At 44.4% G+C, this 16,016-nt stretch carries 16 protein-coding genes; 4 read left to right on the forward strand and 12 right to left on the reverse strand.

What is annotated here, in order from left to right:
* Nucleotides 1–287: 287 nt before the first annotated feature.
* A complete protein-coding gene (ompR, locus tag B3V51_RS12190; RefSeq protein ID WP_071002551.1) occupies nt 288–1,046 on the forward strand; it encodes a two-component system response regulator OmpR in 759 nt (252 codons plus the stop codon).
* 67 nt (nt 1,047–1,113) lie between these two features.
* Nucleotides 1,114–2,325, forward strand: coding sequence for a CobW family GTP-binding protein (locus B3V51_RS12195; RefSeq protein ID WP_414706390.1), 1,212 nt, complete (start codon nt 1,114–1,116; stop codon nt 2,323–2,325).
* 71 nt (nt 2,326–2,396) lie between these two features.
* Here the strand turns inward: B3V51_RS12195 and B3V51_RS12200 are convergent, their stop codons facing one another.
* From B3V51_RS12200 to ubiG, 4 genes are all read right to left on the reverse strand, one after another.
* Nucleotides 2,397–2,663: a DksA/TraR family C4-type zinc finger protein gene (locus tag B3V51_RS12200; RefSeq protein ID WP_071002552.1), complete on the reverse strand. Its 267-nt coding sequence runs from the start codon at nt 2,661–2,663 to the stop codon at nt 2,397–2,399.
* 150 nt (nt 2,664–2,813) lie between these two features.
* On the reverse strand, nt 2,814–3,650 hold the full coding sequence (locus tag B3V51_RS12205; protein ID WP_286708502.1) for a YciK family oxidoreductase: 837 nt from the start codon (nt 3,648–3,650) through the stop codon (nt 2,814–2,816).
* A gap of 98 nt (nt 3,651–3,748) precedes the next feature.
* Entirely contained in the window at nt 3,749–4,459 is a 711-nt protein-coding gene (locus tag B3V51_RS12210) for an HAD family hydrolase (RefSeq protein WP_186475273.1), read from the reverse strand.
* 83 nt (nt 4,460–4,542) lie between these two features.
* Nucleotides 4,543–5,391: a bifunctional 2-polyprenyl-6-hydroxyphenol methylase/3-demethylubiquinol 3-O-methyltransferase UbiG gene (gene ubiG / locus B3V51_RS12215; RefSeq protein WP_071002555.1), complete on the reverse strand. Its 849-nt coding sequence runs from the start codon at nt 5,389–5,391 to the stop codon at nt 4,543–4,545.
* Nucleotides 5,392–5,891: 500 nt separating this feature from the next.
* On the opposite strand from ubiG, the gene B3V51_RS12220 reads away from it, so the two are divergent.
* Nucleotides 5,892–6,512, forward strand: coding sequence for a thiol:disulfide interchange protein DsbA/DsbL (locus B3V51_RS12220; RefSeq protein ID WP_071002556.1), 621 nt, complete (start codon nt 5,892–5,894; stop codon nt 6,510–6,512).
* A gap of 99 nt (nt 6,513–6,611) precedes the next feature.
* Here the strand turns inward: B3V51_RS12220 and yjgA are convergent, their stop codons facing one another.
* From yjgA to mazG, 8 genes are all read right to left on the reverse strand, one after another.
* Entirely contained in the window at nt 6,612–7,124 is a 513-nt protein-coding gene (gene yjgA, locus B3V51_RS12225) for a ribosome biogenesis factor YjgA (protein WP_071002557.1), read from the reverse strand.
* A gap of 48 nt (nt 7,125–7,172) precedes the next feature.
* Nucleotides 7,173–8,153 (reverse strand): RNase adapter RapZ, encoded by a 981-nt coding sequence (rapZ, locus tag B3V51_RS12230; protein WP_286708503.1) that lies wholly within the window; start codon nt 8,151–8,153, stop codon nt 7,173–7,175.
* Between the two features lie 50 nt (nt 8,154–8,203).
* Entirely contained in the window at nt 8,204–9,106 is a 903-nt protein-coding gene (gene panC, locus B3V51_RS12235) for a pantoate--beta-alanine ligase (protein WP_093069799.1), read from the reverse strand.
* A 50-nt stretch (nt 9,107–9,156) separates the two neighbouring features.
* Nucleotides 9,157–9,957: a 3-methyl-2-oxobutanoate hydroxymethyltransferase gene (gene panB, locus B3V51_RS12240; RefSeq protein WP_186475277.1), complete on the reverse strand. Its 801-nt coding sequence runs from the start codon at nt 9,955–9,957 to the stop codon at nt 9,157–9,159.
* Between the two features lie 118 nt (nt 9,958–10,075).
* Entirely contained in the window at nt 10,076–10,597 is a 522-nt protein-coding gene (gene folK / locus B3V51_RS12245) for a 2-amino-4-hydroxy-6-hydroxymethyldihydropteridine diphosphokinase (protein ID WP_223334360.1), read from the reverse strand.
* Between the two features lies 1 nt (nt 10,598).
* Nucleotides 10,599–12,752 carry a polynucleotide adenylyltransferase PcnB gene (gene pcnB, locus B3V51_RS12250; protein ID WP_212564022.1) on the reverse strand — a complete coding sequence of 718 codons (2,154 nt, stop codon included), beginning with the start codon at nt 12,750–12,752 and terminating at the stop codon, nt 10,599–10,601.
* A gap of 166 nt (nt 12,753–12,918) precedes the next feature.
* A complete protein-coding gene (locus tag B3V51_RS12255; protein ID WP_286708504.1) occupies nt 12,919–13,218 on the reverse strand; it encodes a ComEA family DNA-binding protein in 300 nt (99 codons plus the stop codon).
* A 76-nt stretch (nt 13,219–13,294) separates the two neighbouring features.
* Nucleotides 13,295–14,161 (reverse strand): nucleoside triphosphate pyrophosphohydrolase, encoded by an 867-nt coding sequence (gene mazG / locus B3V51_RS12260; protein WP_286708505.1) that lies wholly within the window; start codon nt 14,159–14,161, stop codon nt 13,295–13,297.
* Nucleotides 14,162–14,405: 244 nt separating this feature from the next.
* On the opposite strand from mazG, the gene B3V51_RS12265 reads away from it, so the two are divergent.
* Entirely contained in the window at nt 14,406–15,893 is a 1,488-nt protein-coding gene (locus tag B3V51_RS12265) for a phosphomannomutase CpsG (RefSeq protein ID WP_286708506.1), read from the forward strand.
* Nucleotides 15,894–16,016 lie beyond the last annotated feature (123 nt).

Here is a 16,016-nt window from a genome sequence, read left to right on the forward strand (position 1 = left end):
CTGTTTTGCGGCATAAAACGTTTTATATCAAACGTTCTGTAGCCTTGTTAAACAAACGCATACAGCATTTATTCTTATGAGTGATGCAATTCGCAGTGCAATCTTATACACTAAAGTATCCATAGCACAAATATTGAGATGTGCTGATATATTGAACAATAGTTTTTGGTTTTATGACGTGCTTGTTTTGATCCATCATTAAATAACGATAATTAATGGCAGTGTTTTACTCATCGCTTTTTACTCGTCATTTCTGCTAACAATAATTTTTATAAGAGGATGCCTGTATGACTGATAACAACAGCCCCGATACTTTGACTCAGCGTATTTTAGTTGTCGATGATGACGCTCGCCTGCGCTCTTTGCTACAGCGCTTCTTAGAAGACGATGGTTTTGTCGTTCGTACTGCCCATGATGGTAGTCAGATGGACAAACTCATGCAACGTGAGCTCTTCTCTTTGGTTGTGTTAGATTTGATGCTACCGGGCGAAGACGGTATTAGCATCTGTAAGCGCCTACGTGCGGACAATGCGGATATTCCGATCATTATGCTGACTGCTAAAGGTGGCGATGCTGACCGTATCGCAGGTTTGGAAGCGGGTGCAGATGATTACCTGCCTAAGCCGTTTAACCCAAAAGAGCTATTGGCGCGTATCAAAGCCGTCTTGCGTCGTCAGAACCGTGAGCTTCCAGGGGCACCAAGTCACCAATTAGAAGTGGTTGAATTTGGTCCATGGACACTAGATCTATCGACTCGCACGCTCAAACGTGATGGGAATGTCGTCACTTTGACGACAGGTGAGTTTTCGGTGTTAAAGGCTTTAGTTCAGCATCCACGTGAGCCGTTGACCCGTGACAAGTTGATGAACCTTGCTCGTGGTCGTGAGTGGGGTGCGATGGAGCGCTCTATCGATGTGCAAGTATCACGCTTGCGTCGCTTGATTGAAGACAACCCTTCGCAAGCCCGTTATATTCAAACGGTTTGGGGTGTGGGCTATGTATTCGTTCCTGATGAAGCTGAGGTAGAAACCGTCAAGAGTGAATAACCTTTGACTGATGACATTTCTTTTAATATAGGCCGTGTTTGATTATTCACAAACACGTGCCAATATGATGAGCATATCTGTGAAAAACCCTATTATTTTTCAAAACATACCCTGCACGTTAGTGACAGGGTTTTTAGGTGCTGGCAAAACCACCGTCATCAATCACCTACTTGCCACAAAACCTAATGACGAGCGCTGGGCTCTCTTAATTAATGAGTTTGGCCGTATCGGTATTGATGGTGCACTATTGGCAAGCTCTCAAGATAACGAACTTGAGCAACAGAATATCGCCATGCGTGAAGTCAGTGGCGGCTGTATTTGCTGTACCAGTCAACTGCCCTTACAAATTGCGATCAGTCGTCTGCTTAATGACCATCATCCGCGAAGACTGCTTATTGAACCCACAGGATTGGCACATCCACGCGAGCTGATATTACAGCTCAGTGCGCCGCATTGGCAAACCGCACTACAGATGAATGCGGTGATAACTGTACTGAGTGGCGAGCAGTGGCAACAGATTAAGTATCGTGACCATGAGGGTTTTCAGGCGCATGTTCGTGATGCCGATGTGTTGATCGTCAATCGCTATGATCAACTAAGTAGTAGCGAAAAACACACCTTGATAGAGTGGATAGCCACGCTAAACTCACATGCAAAAATCATTTGGGCAGTATCCGAACTAATAACTGAGACAACAGACGCATCAAACACCCCATTAACCAAGGAATACATAGCAGGTCTAAACTACCAACTCGACAAGCCCAGCCATATCATCGCAAATCAACGTAAAATCAGTATCACTCATCTTCACAAACCGATGATCGGCTTGCAGTCTCAAACCCATTCTTTAGCAACTGTACCATCATCGAGTTCATCTACCGATGAGACAGAAGCTCAGGCTAGTGCTAATAGTGATCTGCCCTATCGCTATCATGAAGAGCAGCAGGATTTTCAGTTGGCTGGATGGCGATTACCTGCACACTACATACTAAACGCTGACGATTTACAGAATTGGTTATTGAATTTGCCAAATTGGCAACGTATCAAAGGCGTGGTTCATACTTCTGATGGCTGGCTGCAGATCAATTTTAACCCTGGTAGTCTAACCACCAAAACAATCGATCCACAGACTGATAGTCGGCTAGAAATCATTTTGCAACTAGGCAATGCTGTCGATACAGCTACAGAAAAAACAGAAACTGAACATGATGCCAAAGCGTCAGCAGCTTCTATAAATTGGGAGGATTGCGATCGTGAACTGATGGCAATGGTTATATAGCAACAGACAGAAAAAAGACGGGCATTGCTATGTTATCTAGCAATGCCCGCCCTTTTGCTTTCTTCTTCCTTTTAGCGCAATTGGCTGTCTTTACTGCCGCGACGATTAAATAGCTCCACCGCCTTTGCCTCTTGCTCAAGCGCTGTCTGACAACTGACGCAATGCTGGATACCAGGCAACGCTAGTCGCCGCGCCTCCGGAATAGAATTACCGCATTCGTCACAAAACTCTGCACTCACACCTGTTGGCAATGAGCGTCTTGCGCGCTCTAACGCATCATTGACCGTTGCATCCATTTGCTCATGCTCAGCACCATCTCTTGACCAGCCACCTGCCATAATTTTATCCTATTTGTTTTTTATTAGTCATTATTTTGTATATAACTTCTTTAATAACAAATATATGGGGCTAGATACGACTGATTACAACCTAATAATCGTCGCAATATCATAAATAGAACATGACCACATAAAGCAAAAATATTACTGTTAATCTTTTGGCTGCAACTCAACAACTTGCCCGCGCACCCCAATACTGGCATCACTCATCAAACAGACGTAGCCTGCCATAATATCTTCAGGTGTTTTTAAGCTCATAGGGTTCTCCCCTGGATAAGCATGAGCGCGCATATTGGTGCGAGTAGCACCCGGATTGATACAGTTAAAGCGCAGGTTGGTGGTGTTTTGAGTTTCTTGCGTGAAGATATCACTCATACCTTCAACCGCTTGCTTAGAGAGCGCATAAGCGCCCCAAAACGCACGAGGATGCGTACCTACAGTGCTAGACGTAAAGACGATAGAGCCATGATCGGCATCTTTTAGCAGTAGTAGCAATGCTTGGGTGAGCATAAAGGTCGCTGTAAAGTTAACCTTCATGACTTGAGCGAATGTATCAACGTCATACATCTCAAGTGGCGTCAATTGCCCAAGCACACCCGCATTATGCAAAATACCATCCAGCTGACCAACTTCTTTATCAATCAATCCTTCTAGCTGCTGCATTTCAGCATAGGTCGCCCCTTCTAGATTCATCGGCAACATAGCAGGCTGTTTACCGCCAAGGCTCTCAATCTCGTCATAGACATACTCGAGCTTGCTGCTGGTACGACCTAGTAGTAATACTGTAGCGCCATAGCGAGCATAGGTTAATGCTGCAACACGGCCAATGCCATCCCCTGCACCTGTCACTAAGATAGTTTTTCCATCTAGACAATGAGTAGGTGGCACAAAATTGCGAATATCGTCATGAGTCAAAGGTTGAGTAAGACTTTGAACGTTTTTTTGGTTGTTTGTCTGATTAGCTGGCTGATTGATATTGTCACTCATGGTATTACTCACTACTTATCGTTGAATCATTAAAATATATGCTTATCAGTATGAACTCAAGATGACTCATACTGACCATTTACTACCCAAAAACCAGTCTATAAATACTCAAATTTGCCAGAAGAAAGCAGCAATTTTTTCAACTGCTCAGGGGTCTCAACAATATAGTCAGCTCCCCACTTTTTTAGCGTTTTTTGATCTTCAGGCGGAATATAACCATAAGCGGCCAAAATGGTTGGCATGCCAGCGGCGTTGCCCGCTTCAATATCACGGATATGATCGCCCACATAGAGCACAGAGCCAGCAGCACCGCGAGGGATGCCCAGTTTCTCTAGGGCCATATACATCGGCTCAGGATCCGGTTTTGAGCGTGATACATCGTCTGGACAGACCAAAGCGGCACAGCGCTCATCAAGTTGCATTTTATTGAGCAGTTTTTCTGCCAGATAGCGGGGCTTGTTGGTGACAATACCCCACGGTACGCCTTTGCTCTCTAGATCTGCCAGCACCGCGTCAAGGCTATCAAACAAGCAGCTATCGACACAGATGTCGGCTTCATAGTCATCTAGGAACTGTTGACGAAAATTAAGTAACTCGTCCTCGCCAACCTCTAGCTGATCGTTATGTCTGAGCATTAATTGCACCATAGCGGATGCACCCGCAGAGACTTGCTCACGAATATCTGTCTCAAGCGGCGCTTGCCAATTATTTTCAAGGCTCATTTTACCAATGATACGCACAAAATCTGCAGCAGTATCGATTAACGTGCCATCAAGGTCAAATAAAACAGCTTTTACAAATTGGCTCATAGTGAATGCTCTTGAGATTGATAACGTGTTTAGTAAAATTACAATGGATAAAGAAAGCCGTCTACAGTGTCAAATCTACCGCGTTAAACCAATGGCTTTTGAACGGCGATCATATAATTGACATCGACATTTTGAGCAAGCCAATAACGCTTGGTCAAGGGATTGTAATGCAAACCGATGATATCTTGGCGTGCAAATCCTGTATTGATGGCCATTTTGTCTAGCTCAGCTGGCGTGATAAATTTGGCATAATCATGCGTGCCGCGGTCGAGCAATCGCAATACATACTCTGCCCCAACGATGGCAAACAAATACGATTTTGGGTTGCGATTGATGGTTGAGAGCACGCAGACGCCGCCAGGCGCTAGTAGCTCATAACACGCTTGTACAATTGAGCTAGGATCAGGCACATGCTCCAGCATCTCCATACAGGTCACCACATCGAACTGACCTGCATGCGTTTTTGCTAGCTCTTCAACTGGAATATGCTGATAGCGCAATGTGTTCTCTAACCCGCTCTGTGAGGCATGTACGGTTGCGGCCTTGAGGTTTTCAGCGCCCAAATCAATCCCTGTCACATCCGCACCGCGGCGCGCCATAGATTCCGATAATATGCCACCGCCGCAGCCGACATCCAGTACCTTTTTACCAGAGAGCCCTTGCTCTGCTGTTTTGATCGCGCCAGTGTTGTTGCCATTGTTAGCGTCGTTTTGATAACCCCGTTTGACGTTTTCTTCTATCCAATTTAAGCGTAATGGATTGATTTCATGTAAGGTTGCAAATGCACCTGTATTGCTCCACCATTCACTCGCCAAGTTGTTAAATTTTTCGACTTCGCTGGGATCGACGTTTATCGTATTCGTTACTGTATCATCGAAGCGGTTTTTGGTTGTATCGCTCGATGTTGGCGAAGAAGATAAGGCTGAGCTCATAGTATTTCCTTTGTTGTCGTTATCATTATTATCGTAGAAGGTGCACGATTATGTGTTCAATATTATCATGAGCGCAGCTTCTTTGTCGTAAGTACATCGTCACTGATTGTGAATAGACTGGGCAAACACCTAAGTTTGTGTGCTAGCTGCTTTGTAATAGCGCCGTTATACGGCCTATTATAAAAATACTCATTCATATTATCGACAATTACTCCTAGTATAGAGAGATCTGATCTAAAAATATAAATGAGCGGATAATATTGATAAAAATACAAAGCAGCGTAAGTAAGATACCTTAAATAATAGCTAACAGCTTTACAACTGTCGGTTAAGAATCCGATTCACAAGCGCCCACGTTTTACGTTATCATAGTCGATACCTCAATATTATGTCACTTAAGTATATTGAAATTCTTCTCGCTCAGATATCATGTATTATAAGCGCCATAGATACACAAACCCTTTAACAAACTCTAAATCCCTACATCTTAAGGATAAAGTATGAAACGTGTCATTACATTGACTGGTCTGGCAATGGCCATTGGACTTGCTTCTATGGGCGCACAAGCTGCAGACTATGTCGCTGGAAAAGATTATCGTGTGCTAGACAATCCAGAGACCATCAGCGGTGATGCTATTATTGTTCGTGAGTTTTTCTGGTATGGCTGCCCGCACTGTAATGTGCTTGATCCACATATGGAAAAATGGGCAAAGACTAAAGACAAAGATGTCGTATTCTTTAAAACACCAGCAGCACTTAACCCTGTTTGGGAAGCCAACGCTCGTGGTTTTTATGCGGCTCAGCTTTTAGGGTTTGAAGACAAAACCCATTCTGCACTATTTGACGCGATCCACAAAGATGGCAAAAAACTGTTTGATCAATCATCATTGAGCAAATGGTATGCATCAAAAGGCGTGAATGAGAAGAAATTCAACAGTCTTTACAACTCATTTGCTGTCGGTACCAAAATTGGGCGCTCACAAGAAGGCGCTAAGCGCTATCAGCTTACTGGCGTACCTGCTGTAGTCGTACAAGGCAAATATGTGGTCACAGGTGAAGATGCTAAGGTGCCTAAAGTGGTTGAATATCTAGTCGATAAAGCTCGCGCTGAGAAAAAATAGCCTCTATATACAAGCTTATACAGCGCATACAAGAAAGCCAATCAGTCATTGATTGGCTTTCTTGCGTTCTAAAATCTAGTCGATATTACTATCGTATATCTATTTTTTCAATTGCGACAAGATCGCCACTTCGCGAATATAGCTTGCCAAGTCTGCTTTGGATTCTGCCATTAGCTCATCGTCTTGCATATGTTTGGCGTACTCAATCCATAGTAGTAATTGATACATACTGTTGTGCTCAGAAGCTTTGTATTGTTTGACAAACTGCTTGAGCGTGCCCTCATCATTGATATTTAGGCGATCGTACCAACTTTCGATTTTAGACACCTGCTCTTTAGGGAAAAATGCATCAAACAATGCCTTGACCAGCTCATGGCGATTTTCTTCGCTGATGAGCTTACCGACGCGTTTGGTCTGACGGTTACGAGCATTGGCGCTGGTAATATCGGCCAATGCCATGAGCTCCGCCATAAAATAATCACTGGCTGGCAACGTTTTTAACTGCTTTTTTGAGAGGCTAGCGAGTGGTATGGATAACTGCTGTAAGCGCTCGTGGGCTTTTTTGAGCTCTGTGCGCGAGACGCGCATATCTTGTTCTGACCAGTCAATCATAAAAGCTTTCCAAAATAATAAGTAATAAATTAATAGTGCTGAATATAACTACCAACGACTTTTTTCACGGTGCTTTGCCAATACTTTGACGCCTGATGGCATTGCCTTAGCGAGGCGACGCTGTAGATGATCGGTGATAAATACTGAACGGTGCTTACCGCCGGTACAACCGATCGCAACCGTCACTGTATGACGATTATTGTGCAAAAACTCTGGTAGCCAACGTGTCAAAAACTTATCGATATCATCTAGCATTTCAGCCACTTCAGGATACTCTGCAAAAAACGTGCTGACTTCAGCATCGAGCCCTGTCGAGGCACGCAGCTCAGGATTCCAATGTGGATTAGGCAAAATCCTGACATCGAACACAAAATCAGCATCAATAGGACTACCGTGCTTAAAACCAAATGACAGCAGGTTAATGACAATTTGATTGTCCATGCCAATATGTTCGCGTAACCTGTCTTTTAACTGATGAATATTTAAAGTCGTTGTATCGATCTTGATATCTGCTTGACTGGAGATGGGCTTTAACAGCTCAACTTCTTTTTTGATCGCGGCAGGTAGATTGAATACGACATGGTTTGCATTGTCACTATCGACATCCTGAGACATGAGTGGATGTACACGGCGCGTCGCATTGAAACGCGCTATCAGGGTACTCTCCTGCGCGGTCACATACAACACTTGAACAGCTTGACTGCCGTAAGTGTCTTTTAATGCTGCATAGGTTGCTGCAAAATTGGACAGATCCGCGCGCGGCGTTCGAATATCAACGCCAAGGGCAATGCGATTGATACCGCTCTCTTTTACCAGTTTGTGCGCGGCGCTCGGCAATAAAGACAACGGTAGATTATCAATAGAGTAGTAACCTAAATCCTCTAAGATATTCAGTACTGAGGTTTTTCCTGAGCCTGAACGGCCTGATACCACTAGAATGCTGAGTTTATCCGTTGATATTTTTGGCGCTGATATTTTTGGCGTTGTCGATGCGGCTTGATTCTCGCTTTGATCCTGATTTATATCCATGATCTACCCATTCTAGTTCATTGCATCCGATACAATATGTACCGAAGGGTTTACCCCACCACTACTAACTGATTATCCAATAAACGTGCGCGTCCCAGCCATGCTGCAACCAAAATAACAATGTTTTTATTTTCTATATTGAAAGTTGTAGAGTCACTTACGACAGAACCCAGCGCTTCAGTTTTTACTTCTAGATAATCGATCGTGAAACCTGCATCACTAATGCGTGTACGCTTGTCTTTTAGTAATGATTCAAACGCTTGCTGACTAATACCACCACCTTTCAACTGCTCTGCCAAATCTTGTAGCTCTCGATGCAGTATAGGCGCAACTTGTCGCTCAGATTCGGTTAAGTATTGATTACGTGAGGAGAGTGCTAGCCCATCATCAGCACGAATAATAGGTGCACCAACAATCTCAATTGGGTAGCTCAAATCACGCACCAACTGCTTAATAATAGCCAGCTGCTGATAGTCTTTTTGGCCAAATATCGCCACATCTGGTTGCACAATGTTGAAAAGCTTAGAGACAACGATACCAACGCCATCAAAATGACCAGGACGTGACTGACCACATAGTTGGCTACTAATAGCGCCAGCTAATACAGTAGTCGGTGGTGGTAATACTGGGTACATCGCATCAACGCTTGGCGCAAACACATAATCTGCACCAACAGTGGCAAGCTTAGCCACATCGTCGTCTAGTGTACGTGGATAACTATCAAAATCCTCGCCCACACCGAACTGAGTAGGATTGACAAAAATACTAACGACGACGATATCCGCATGCTGTTTAGCAATTTTTACCAGCTCTAGATGACCCTGATGCAGATTACCCATTGTTGGTACTAACGCAATACGCTGCTGACGGTCTTGTTTGTCAATTTCGTGACCACGATAAGGCTGAAGCGCTGCACGTAGTGATGGGATATCATGATAAATAATTGGAGACATGGTAGTTTTTCTTATATTTCAACATTCTGATATTTGAAAGCTCAAATAGATTAGCTAAATTGATGCTGTTCAGTTGGAAAACTGCGGTCACGTACTGATTGCTGATATAACGCAAAAGCCCCTTCAATACTGCGTGCATGATTGCGCTCATCGGTCAAAAAGTCATGTACAAAACGTGGCACACGACCGTGTACCATGCCCAACATGTCATGCATCACCAGTACCTGACCATCAGTATCTGCGCCTGCACCGATGCCAATGACTGGTACAGCAACAGCATCTGTCACTGTTTTGGCAAGTGCTGCCGGCACACACTCTAGCACCAACAGCGCTGCACCAGCATCAACCACTGCCTTAGCATCAGCGAGCAATTTGTCAGCCGCTTCGTCACCGCGGCCTTGAATCTTATAGCCGCCAAAGACATTGACCGATTGCGGAGTCAAACCAAGATGTACACAAGTAGGCGTTCCTGCTTGCGCTAAAGTCGTCACCAATTCACAGAGCTCACTACCGCCTTCGACCTTAATCACATGCGCCCCTGCTTGCATCAATTGGCGGCTATTGGCAATGGCTTCTGGCAACGTCACATAACTCATGAACGGCAAGTCCGCTAAGATCAACGCATGCTGATTACTACGGGCGATATTGGCTGTGTGATATGCCATATCATTGACGGTTACAGGTAGTGTTGAGTCATGACCTTGCACGACCATACCTAGACTATCACCAATCAAAATCGTATCGATCTGTGCCTTATCCATCATCCGTGCAAACATTGAGTCATAGCACGTCAAGCAAGTAAACTTAGTACCCTCTTTTTTAAATTTATTCAACGTAGATAATGTTGTCATATGACCCTCAATTAACTTGCAATGCCTTTAATTATCAATGTCTATCATTTTAGCTAGCGTTAGTGAGCTATCATAAAAAGTATCTAATACTTAATCAGTTATGATAAGCTACTGCAGATCAGTCGTTTGATAATAATTTTAAGCCTGTCCAATCATGACTTTGTGGGTAATCAGCTATTGGTGTTTCTACGATAGTCAAATGTGGCGCTAACTCTCGCAGTGGTATTAATACAAAATTACGCTCGCATAGTCCAACGTGCGGAACCGTTAGCTGTGGTTCGGCAATCTGCATATCACCATATAGTAAAATATCGACATCTAGACTACGCTCACCCCAGCGGCGCAAACGTGCCCGCTTGGCCATGCTCTCTAACTGCTGACAAAAACTAAGCAGCTCAAAAGGCGTCATTACCGTTTCAAACCCAGCAACCGCATTGATAAAGTCTGGCTGGTCTTGTGGACCCATTGGCGCTGACGCATAAAAAGAAGACACGCTAATTTCGCGTATTTTCTCACTCTTTTTCATGCTTTCAAGCGCTTGCTGCAAATGGTCTATAGGCGAGCCCAACTCATTAGATAGATTGCTACCTAGGCCCACATAACAGGTAACCCAGTGACTATCATTCATACTGTTATTCATATCAGGCACTTTCAGTACTAGGCTGACGGCGACGGCGTTTTGATGGCACAGGGCCTTTATCGTCGGTCACTTTAACAGCAGGCGCTTGATTACTATCAACTTGCTCAGTCTTTGCTTTGACTGGTTTCTTGGCCTTTGTTGGTGTAGCCGCTTTCTTTGTCCCTTCACGCGCTACAGTTTTTGCTTCTGTAGTATCAGCTGGACTAGCTGATGTCGCTACTGACTTAGGTGCTTTTCTCGCATACTTCGCTGTTGATTGTTCTTTATCATTCTTACTTTGCAACTCGACACTATTTGTACTATCAACAGTAGGCTGACGACGGCGACGCTTGTGCGGAATCGGCTCGTTATTCATACTGACAAGCGCAGGCGATCTGGCGATTGTGCGAGTTGGTTTTACCTGATCAGATGATGCCTTAACCTCTGACGAATTAGCTTTAGACAACTGAGTACTATCTGAACGATCAGCTTTATCCGTTTGCACAGGTGTATTCTTGCGCTTCGGCTGCGATGCACTCTCTGCTGGCAGCTGCTTTTGTAGCGGTGGCACAACTTTTTCGTGTTCTATCACAAACAGTGGGGCAGGTTTAGAGTGATGGCGTTTGTTTGTCGCCTGGTTATTACTGGCAAGCGATAGCTGCTGTAGCTGCGCAAGCTCATTACTGTCTTGCTTTACCTGCTGCGTGTTGTATGCTGTGTTGTTACTGCTGTCATTTTTAGACTGACTGACAGCGCGACGACGGCGTGCTGGGATATTTGATGGGTCATTTACCATTGTCTGATCATTCCTACCTTTATCAGTACTAGTATTGGCTTTACTTTGTTTTGCACTGTTCTGATTAGATGGTGAGTGATCAGTGATATTTGCTTCTGGTTTTTGACGATTGCGCCCGCGACTACGTTGCCCTTTTTTATAGGCACCGCGGCGAATATTTTCGTCGAACGCTTCAATCGCTTGCTGCTGCTCTCGTTCAGACAATGTCTGATACGTCTGCCACCACTCGCCCATGCCATTCGTCGACTCTGACAATGGGTGCTCAGCATCACCGCATTGCTCACGCAATAATAAAAAGTCAAAACCTGCACGAAAGCGCGGATGCTCAGAGAGCTGAACGATTTGCTTGCTACGCGGAGCCGCAAGTTTTGGCTGCAATATCCAGATATCACGGATAAACTGCTCAGCAAATTTTGGAATAGCGGTTTTGATGCGTTGACGGTCAATGACTTTACCGGCGGCATGCATTTGTGCTTCAGCAAACGGCATATTGCGCTTTTTAGCTTTTGCCAATTGATGCAAATAGTTTTCCCACAATAGCGCCGCATAAAAGAACGCTGGATTGATGCTTTTGCCTGCCGCAATACGCTTGTCGGTATTGATGGCCACTTGATTGACTAAGGCGCTTGGCTCGGCTGGTGGGTAAATGATGAGGCTGTCCATCGCACCCGACTCAAACAATAGTGGCAACAGTGGCACTAGATAGCCACCGGTAAACATCTTCTGTGTTTCATCGTAGAGACGATGTGGCGATATCTGCTCAAGCAGCGCCCAATTACCATCATGAAACTGATCGGATAACGCATCGTCAAACTCAAAGCCCAATTTGGCTTTAAATCGCAGCGCACGTAATAGTCTTACTGGATCTTCTTCGATACGCACTGGCGCATGACCTAATAGACGAATGATTCTATTATCAATATCATCAAGCGCACCGCAGAAATCATGAACCACGCCTTTGAGCGGCTGATAATAAAGCGCGTTGATAGAAAAGTCACGACGGGCAAAGTCTTGCTTGATATCGCCCCACACATTGTCGCGCAGGATCATACCGTCCTGATTGGTATTGGCGTTGTTGGTCGGTGGTCCGCGAAAGGTAGCCACTTCGATTAACTCGCGACCTGAATATACATGCGCCAATTGGAAGCGACGACCGATGATACGGCAACGCTTGCCAAAGACGTCTTTAATCTCGTGCGGCTTGGCATCAGTCACGGCGTCAAAGTCTTTTGGGCGCAGACCCAATAAGGTGTCGCGCACACCACCACCAACGATATACGCATCAAACCCAGCTCGGGTCAATGTGGCAATCACTTCAGTAATGGAATTGGGTAATTCAGATTTGTTCAGTTCTAACTGCTTGGCGGCACGCTCGGCCATGCATCTACTCCTCGCCGGTATTCTTTAACCACCCCTGAATAACACAGCGTTTATCAGGCGGATGTACCCGCTAGTTTAACAAATTTTGCACGTGCTGGGTGTGTTATGACATTTACTTACATGCTATTTTGTCAATATTGGGATTGATTAATGCAAAATACCGCTATTAATCTTGCACACTTAAGCGTCTTCGATTTTTCTCAAGCGTTTTTGCACCAATACCTTTCACCTTTGCCAACTCATCTACTGTTTTGAATTCACCAAACATTTCACGATATAAAATAATCGCCTGGGCTTTACTGCTGCCAATACCATTTAGCGATACCAGCTCGCCTTCACTGGCAAGATTGATATTTACGGTGGCTTCATCTCGTGCCTGTATTTTGGCATTTTCTTGTGCCAACAGATAAGCGTAAGCGCGCTGAGGGTTGTCAAAACAGGGAGCAGCGTGGGCATTATTAAGCATCAGCAGAGCGCATAAAAGACTAACAATAGACATTACTATGTAGCTGCTAGGCGAAATATAGCTACTAGGTAGAATTTTATGATGAGCGTTCATGTTGTTTCGCCGCTTCCCACAATGCATCCATTTCGGTTATATCGCTGTCCTCCAAACGCTTACCACTTAATGCTAATTGCTCCTCGATATAACCAAAACGTGATTTAAATTTATGTACGCAGGTTAAGGTAGCCACTTCTGCATCAAGGTTTAGTTTACGTGCGACATTGACGAGCGCAAACATGCAATCGCCTAATTCCTTTTCTACCTCTCTGATATTGGCTTTGATCTCGACTATAGATTTATCTGTTAGCTCATGCTTTAGCTCGGCAATCTCTTCGTCTAGTTTTTCGACGGCACCAGCGACACCGTCCCAATCAAAACCCAGCGTTGACGCTTGGTTTTGCACATCTTGTGCCTGCATTAAGGCACTACCCGCTTTGGCATTATCCAGTCGGCGCTTGGGTTTGCCGCGCGCCTCGCGGGTTTGCTGCTCTTCCAATTTAATTTCATCCCAGCGTATTTTTACTGCGGCATCATCTTTGAGCGTTTCGGCTTCAAATACATGAGGGTGACGGCGAACCAACTTCTCTTGTAAAGTCGTAATGACATCACTCATATCAAAACGCCCTTGTTCAGCGTACATCTGACAATGAAAGATGACTTGTAATAGGACATCTCCCAGCTCACCCTTTATATCTTCATCATCATCGCTTTGCACTGCTTCGCCCAGCTCATAGGCTTCTTCAATGGCATACGGAATAAGGCTATGGTTGGTCTGTTTCCTATCCCATGGACAATCTGCTCGTAGACGAGCCATCAAAGCCAGCAGATCATCAAACTCACCGCTCGCTTCTGGTGTGCCTTGCACGGGCTTAGGCACTGTTACTTTGTTGTCTAAAATACTCATAGGAAATACTCTTATATCTTATTTATCATGCCATTTTTTGGCTTGGTATAGCGTATAGTTTATCATTCTCGTATGTCAGTGTAGTACGAGGCTTATTGATCGATCAGCATAAATCTGCGTCATACATATCGACATGTATCTAACTCATTGAGTAGTTAATGTATCATTGAACCCTGATTGGCTTATAATTATGCTATCTACTTTCTTATTTTATCATTGCTCATGCGCAAGGAATTTTATCATTATGTCGACTTCTGCGACCACCAGCTATCAGCCAGCCACGGAATTCAATGCTATCACCATCAACTCGTTTAAAGCCTATGATATACGCGGTGAGCTTGGCGTCAATCTCGATGAAGACATCGCCTACCGTATTGGTCGGGCTTTTGCTCAGATTTTATATCAGCGCTATCAGGCAGCCATTGAAAATAAAACCAATGATATGGCAGATCTAAAACCAGCTATCGTTATTGGTAGTGATATTCGCCACTCTAGTGAGCAATTAAAACAAGCCGCTATCACAGGCATCGTTGATGCAGGCGTCGATGTAATCGATTTGGGCATGAGTGGTACGGAAGAGGTGTATTTTGCCACCAGTTATTATCAGGCGCTGGGCGGTATTGAGGTGACTGCCAGTCACAACCCTATCAACTATAATGGTTTAAAACTGGTCAAAGAACATTCAAAACCTATCAGTGCTGATGACGGTTTGGCAGAGATTCAGGCATTGGCAGAATCAGGACAATTTACCACTGACAATCAATCAGGAAAGTTGCAATTATTGACTGATAAAAGTGCTTATATCGATCATGTCATGACTTTTATCGATGTTGATAAATTAAAGCCGCTTAAACTGGTCATCAACTCTGGCAATGGCAGCGCAGGTCCAGTCGTGGACTTGTTAATTGATAAGCTATCACAAGCAGATGCACCGATTGAAGTGGTTAAATTGCATCATACACCAGATGGCAGCTTCCCTAACGGCATCCCCAATCCAATGATTGAAACCAATAGAACGGCCACCCAGCAGGCCGTTTTGGAAAACAAAGCGGATCTTGGTATTGCCTTCGATGGTGACTTTGATCGCTGTTTCTTATTTGATGAAAACGGTGTATTTATTGATGGTAGCTACATCGTCGGTATGCTCGCTCAAGCATTTTTGAACAAATACCCGAGTGAGTCAATCGTCTATGATCCACGAGTGATATATAATACTGAAGCGGTTATCGAAGCGCATAATGGCAATGCCGTCATCAGTAAATCTGGACATTCTTTTATCAAGCAAATCATGCGCGAGTCAGGTGCGGTCTATGGTGGCGAGATGTCGGCCCATCATTACTTCCGTGATTTTTTCTATTGCGACAGCGGTATGATTCCTTGGTTACTCACCATTGAGCTGCTGTCTATCACAGGTAAGACCTTATCAGAATTGGTCACAGGTTATATTCAATCTTATCCCAGCTCAGGCGAACTAAACTTCCGCCTCACGACTCATGATGCCCCAACCATCATCAGTGCCATTGAAGAAAAATTTAGTATCGACAATCCAACTAAATCTCTGCTTGATGGCTTAAGCCTAAATTTTGGCGAATGGCGCTTCAATTTGCGTGCTTCAAATACTGAACCACTGATTAGATTGAATATCGAAAGTCGCGGCGATCACTCGTTATTGGCTAGTAAAACGCAAGAAATTCAACAATGGCTAGCGGTACAAGGAGCAGTACCAGCGTAAAGTCACAAAAAAAGCTCGCTAATCATGGTTAGCGAGCTTTTTTGATAATGAATAGGGCGTGTTGAACATTCGCAAATAGGCACTGCTGATCGCTAAAATTGTTCCAGACAAGGCACAAAGCGA

Source organism: Psychrobacter sp. UBA2514 (assembly GCF_002341255.1).
Classification (GTDB): domain Bacteria; phylum Pseudomonadota; class Gammaproteobacteria; order Pseudomonadales; family Moraxellaceae; genus Psychrobacter; species Psychrobacter pacificensis.

What these genes read in the sequence shown, in the direction of transcription:
- ompR (WP_071002551.1), top strand. Translation starts at nt 288, where the DNA reads ATGACTGATAACAACAGCCCCGATACTTTGACTCAGCGTATTTTAGTT.
- B3V51_RS12195 (WP_414706390.1), top strand. Translation starts at nt 1,114, where the DNA reads ATGAGCATATCTGTGAAAAACCCTATTATTTTTCAAAACATACCCTGC.
- B3V51_RS12200 (WP_071002552.1), bottom strand. Translation starts at nt 2,663, where the DNA reads ATGGCAGGTGGCTGGTCAAGAGATGGTGCTGAGCATGAGCAAATGGAT.
- B3V51_RS12205 (WP_286708502.1), bottom strand. Translation starts at nt 3,650, where the DNA reads ATGAGTGACAATATCAATCAGCCAGCTAATCAGACAAACAACCAAAAA.
- B3V51_RS12210 (WP_186475273.1), bottom strand. Translation starts at nt 4,459, where the DNA reads ATGAGCCAATTTGTAAAAGCTGTTTTATTTGACCTTGATGGCACGTTA.
- ubiG (WP_071002555.1), bottom strand. Translation starts at nt 5,391, where the DNA reads ATGAGCTCAGCCTTATCTTCTTCGCCAACATCGAGCGATACAACCAAA.
- B3V51_RS12220 (WP_071002556.1), top strand. Translation starts at nt 5,892, where the DNA reads ATGAAACGTGTCATTACATTGACTGGTCTGGCAATGGCCATTGGACTT.
- yjgA (WP_071002557.1), bottom strand. Translation starts at nt 7,124, where the DNA reads ATGATTGACTGGTCAGAACAAGATATGCGCGTCTCGCGCACAGAGCTC.
- rapZ (WP_286708503.1), bottom strand. Translation starts at nt 8,153, where the DNA reads ATGGATATAAATCAGGATCAAAGCGAGAATCAAGCCGCATCGACAACG.
- panC (WP_093069799.1), bottom strand. Translation starts at nt 9,106, where the DNA reads ATGTCTCCAATTATTTATCATGATATCCCATCACTACGTGCAGCGCTT.
- panB (WP_186475277.1), bottom strand. Translation starts at nt 9,957, where the DNA reads ATGACAACATTATCTACGTTGAATAAATTTAAAAAAGAGGGTACTAAG.
- folK (WP_223334360.1), bottom strand. Translation starts at nt 10,597, where the DNA reads ATGAATAACAGTATGAATGATAGTCACTGGGTTACCTGTTATGTGGGC.
- pcnB (WP_212564022.1), bottom strand. Translation starts at nt 12,752, where the DNA reads ATGGCCGAGCGTGCCGCCAAGCAGTTAGAACTGAACAAATCTGAATTA.
- B3V51_RS12255 (WP_286708504.1), bottom strand. Translation starts at nt 13,218, where the DNA reads ATGCTTAATAATGCCCACGCTGCTCCCTGTTTTGACAACCCTCAGCGC.
- mazG (WP_286708505.1), bottom strand. Translation starts at nt 14,161, where the DNA reads ATGAGTATTTTAGACAACAAAGTAACAGTGCCTAAGCCCGTGCAAGGC.
- B3V51_RS12265 (WP_286708506.1), top strand. Translation starts at nt 14,406, where the DNA reads ATGTCGACTTCTGCGACCACCAGCTATCAGCCAGCCACGGAATTCAAT.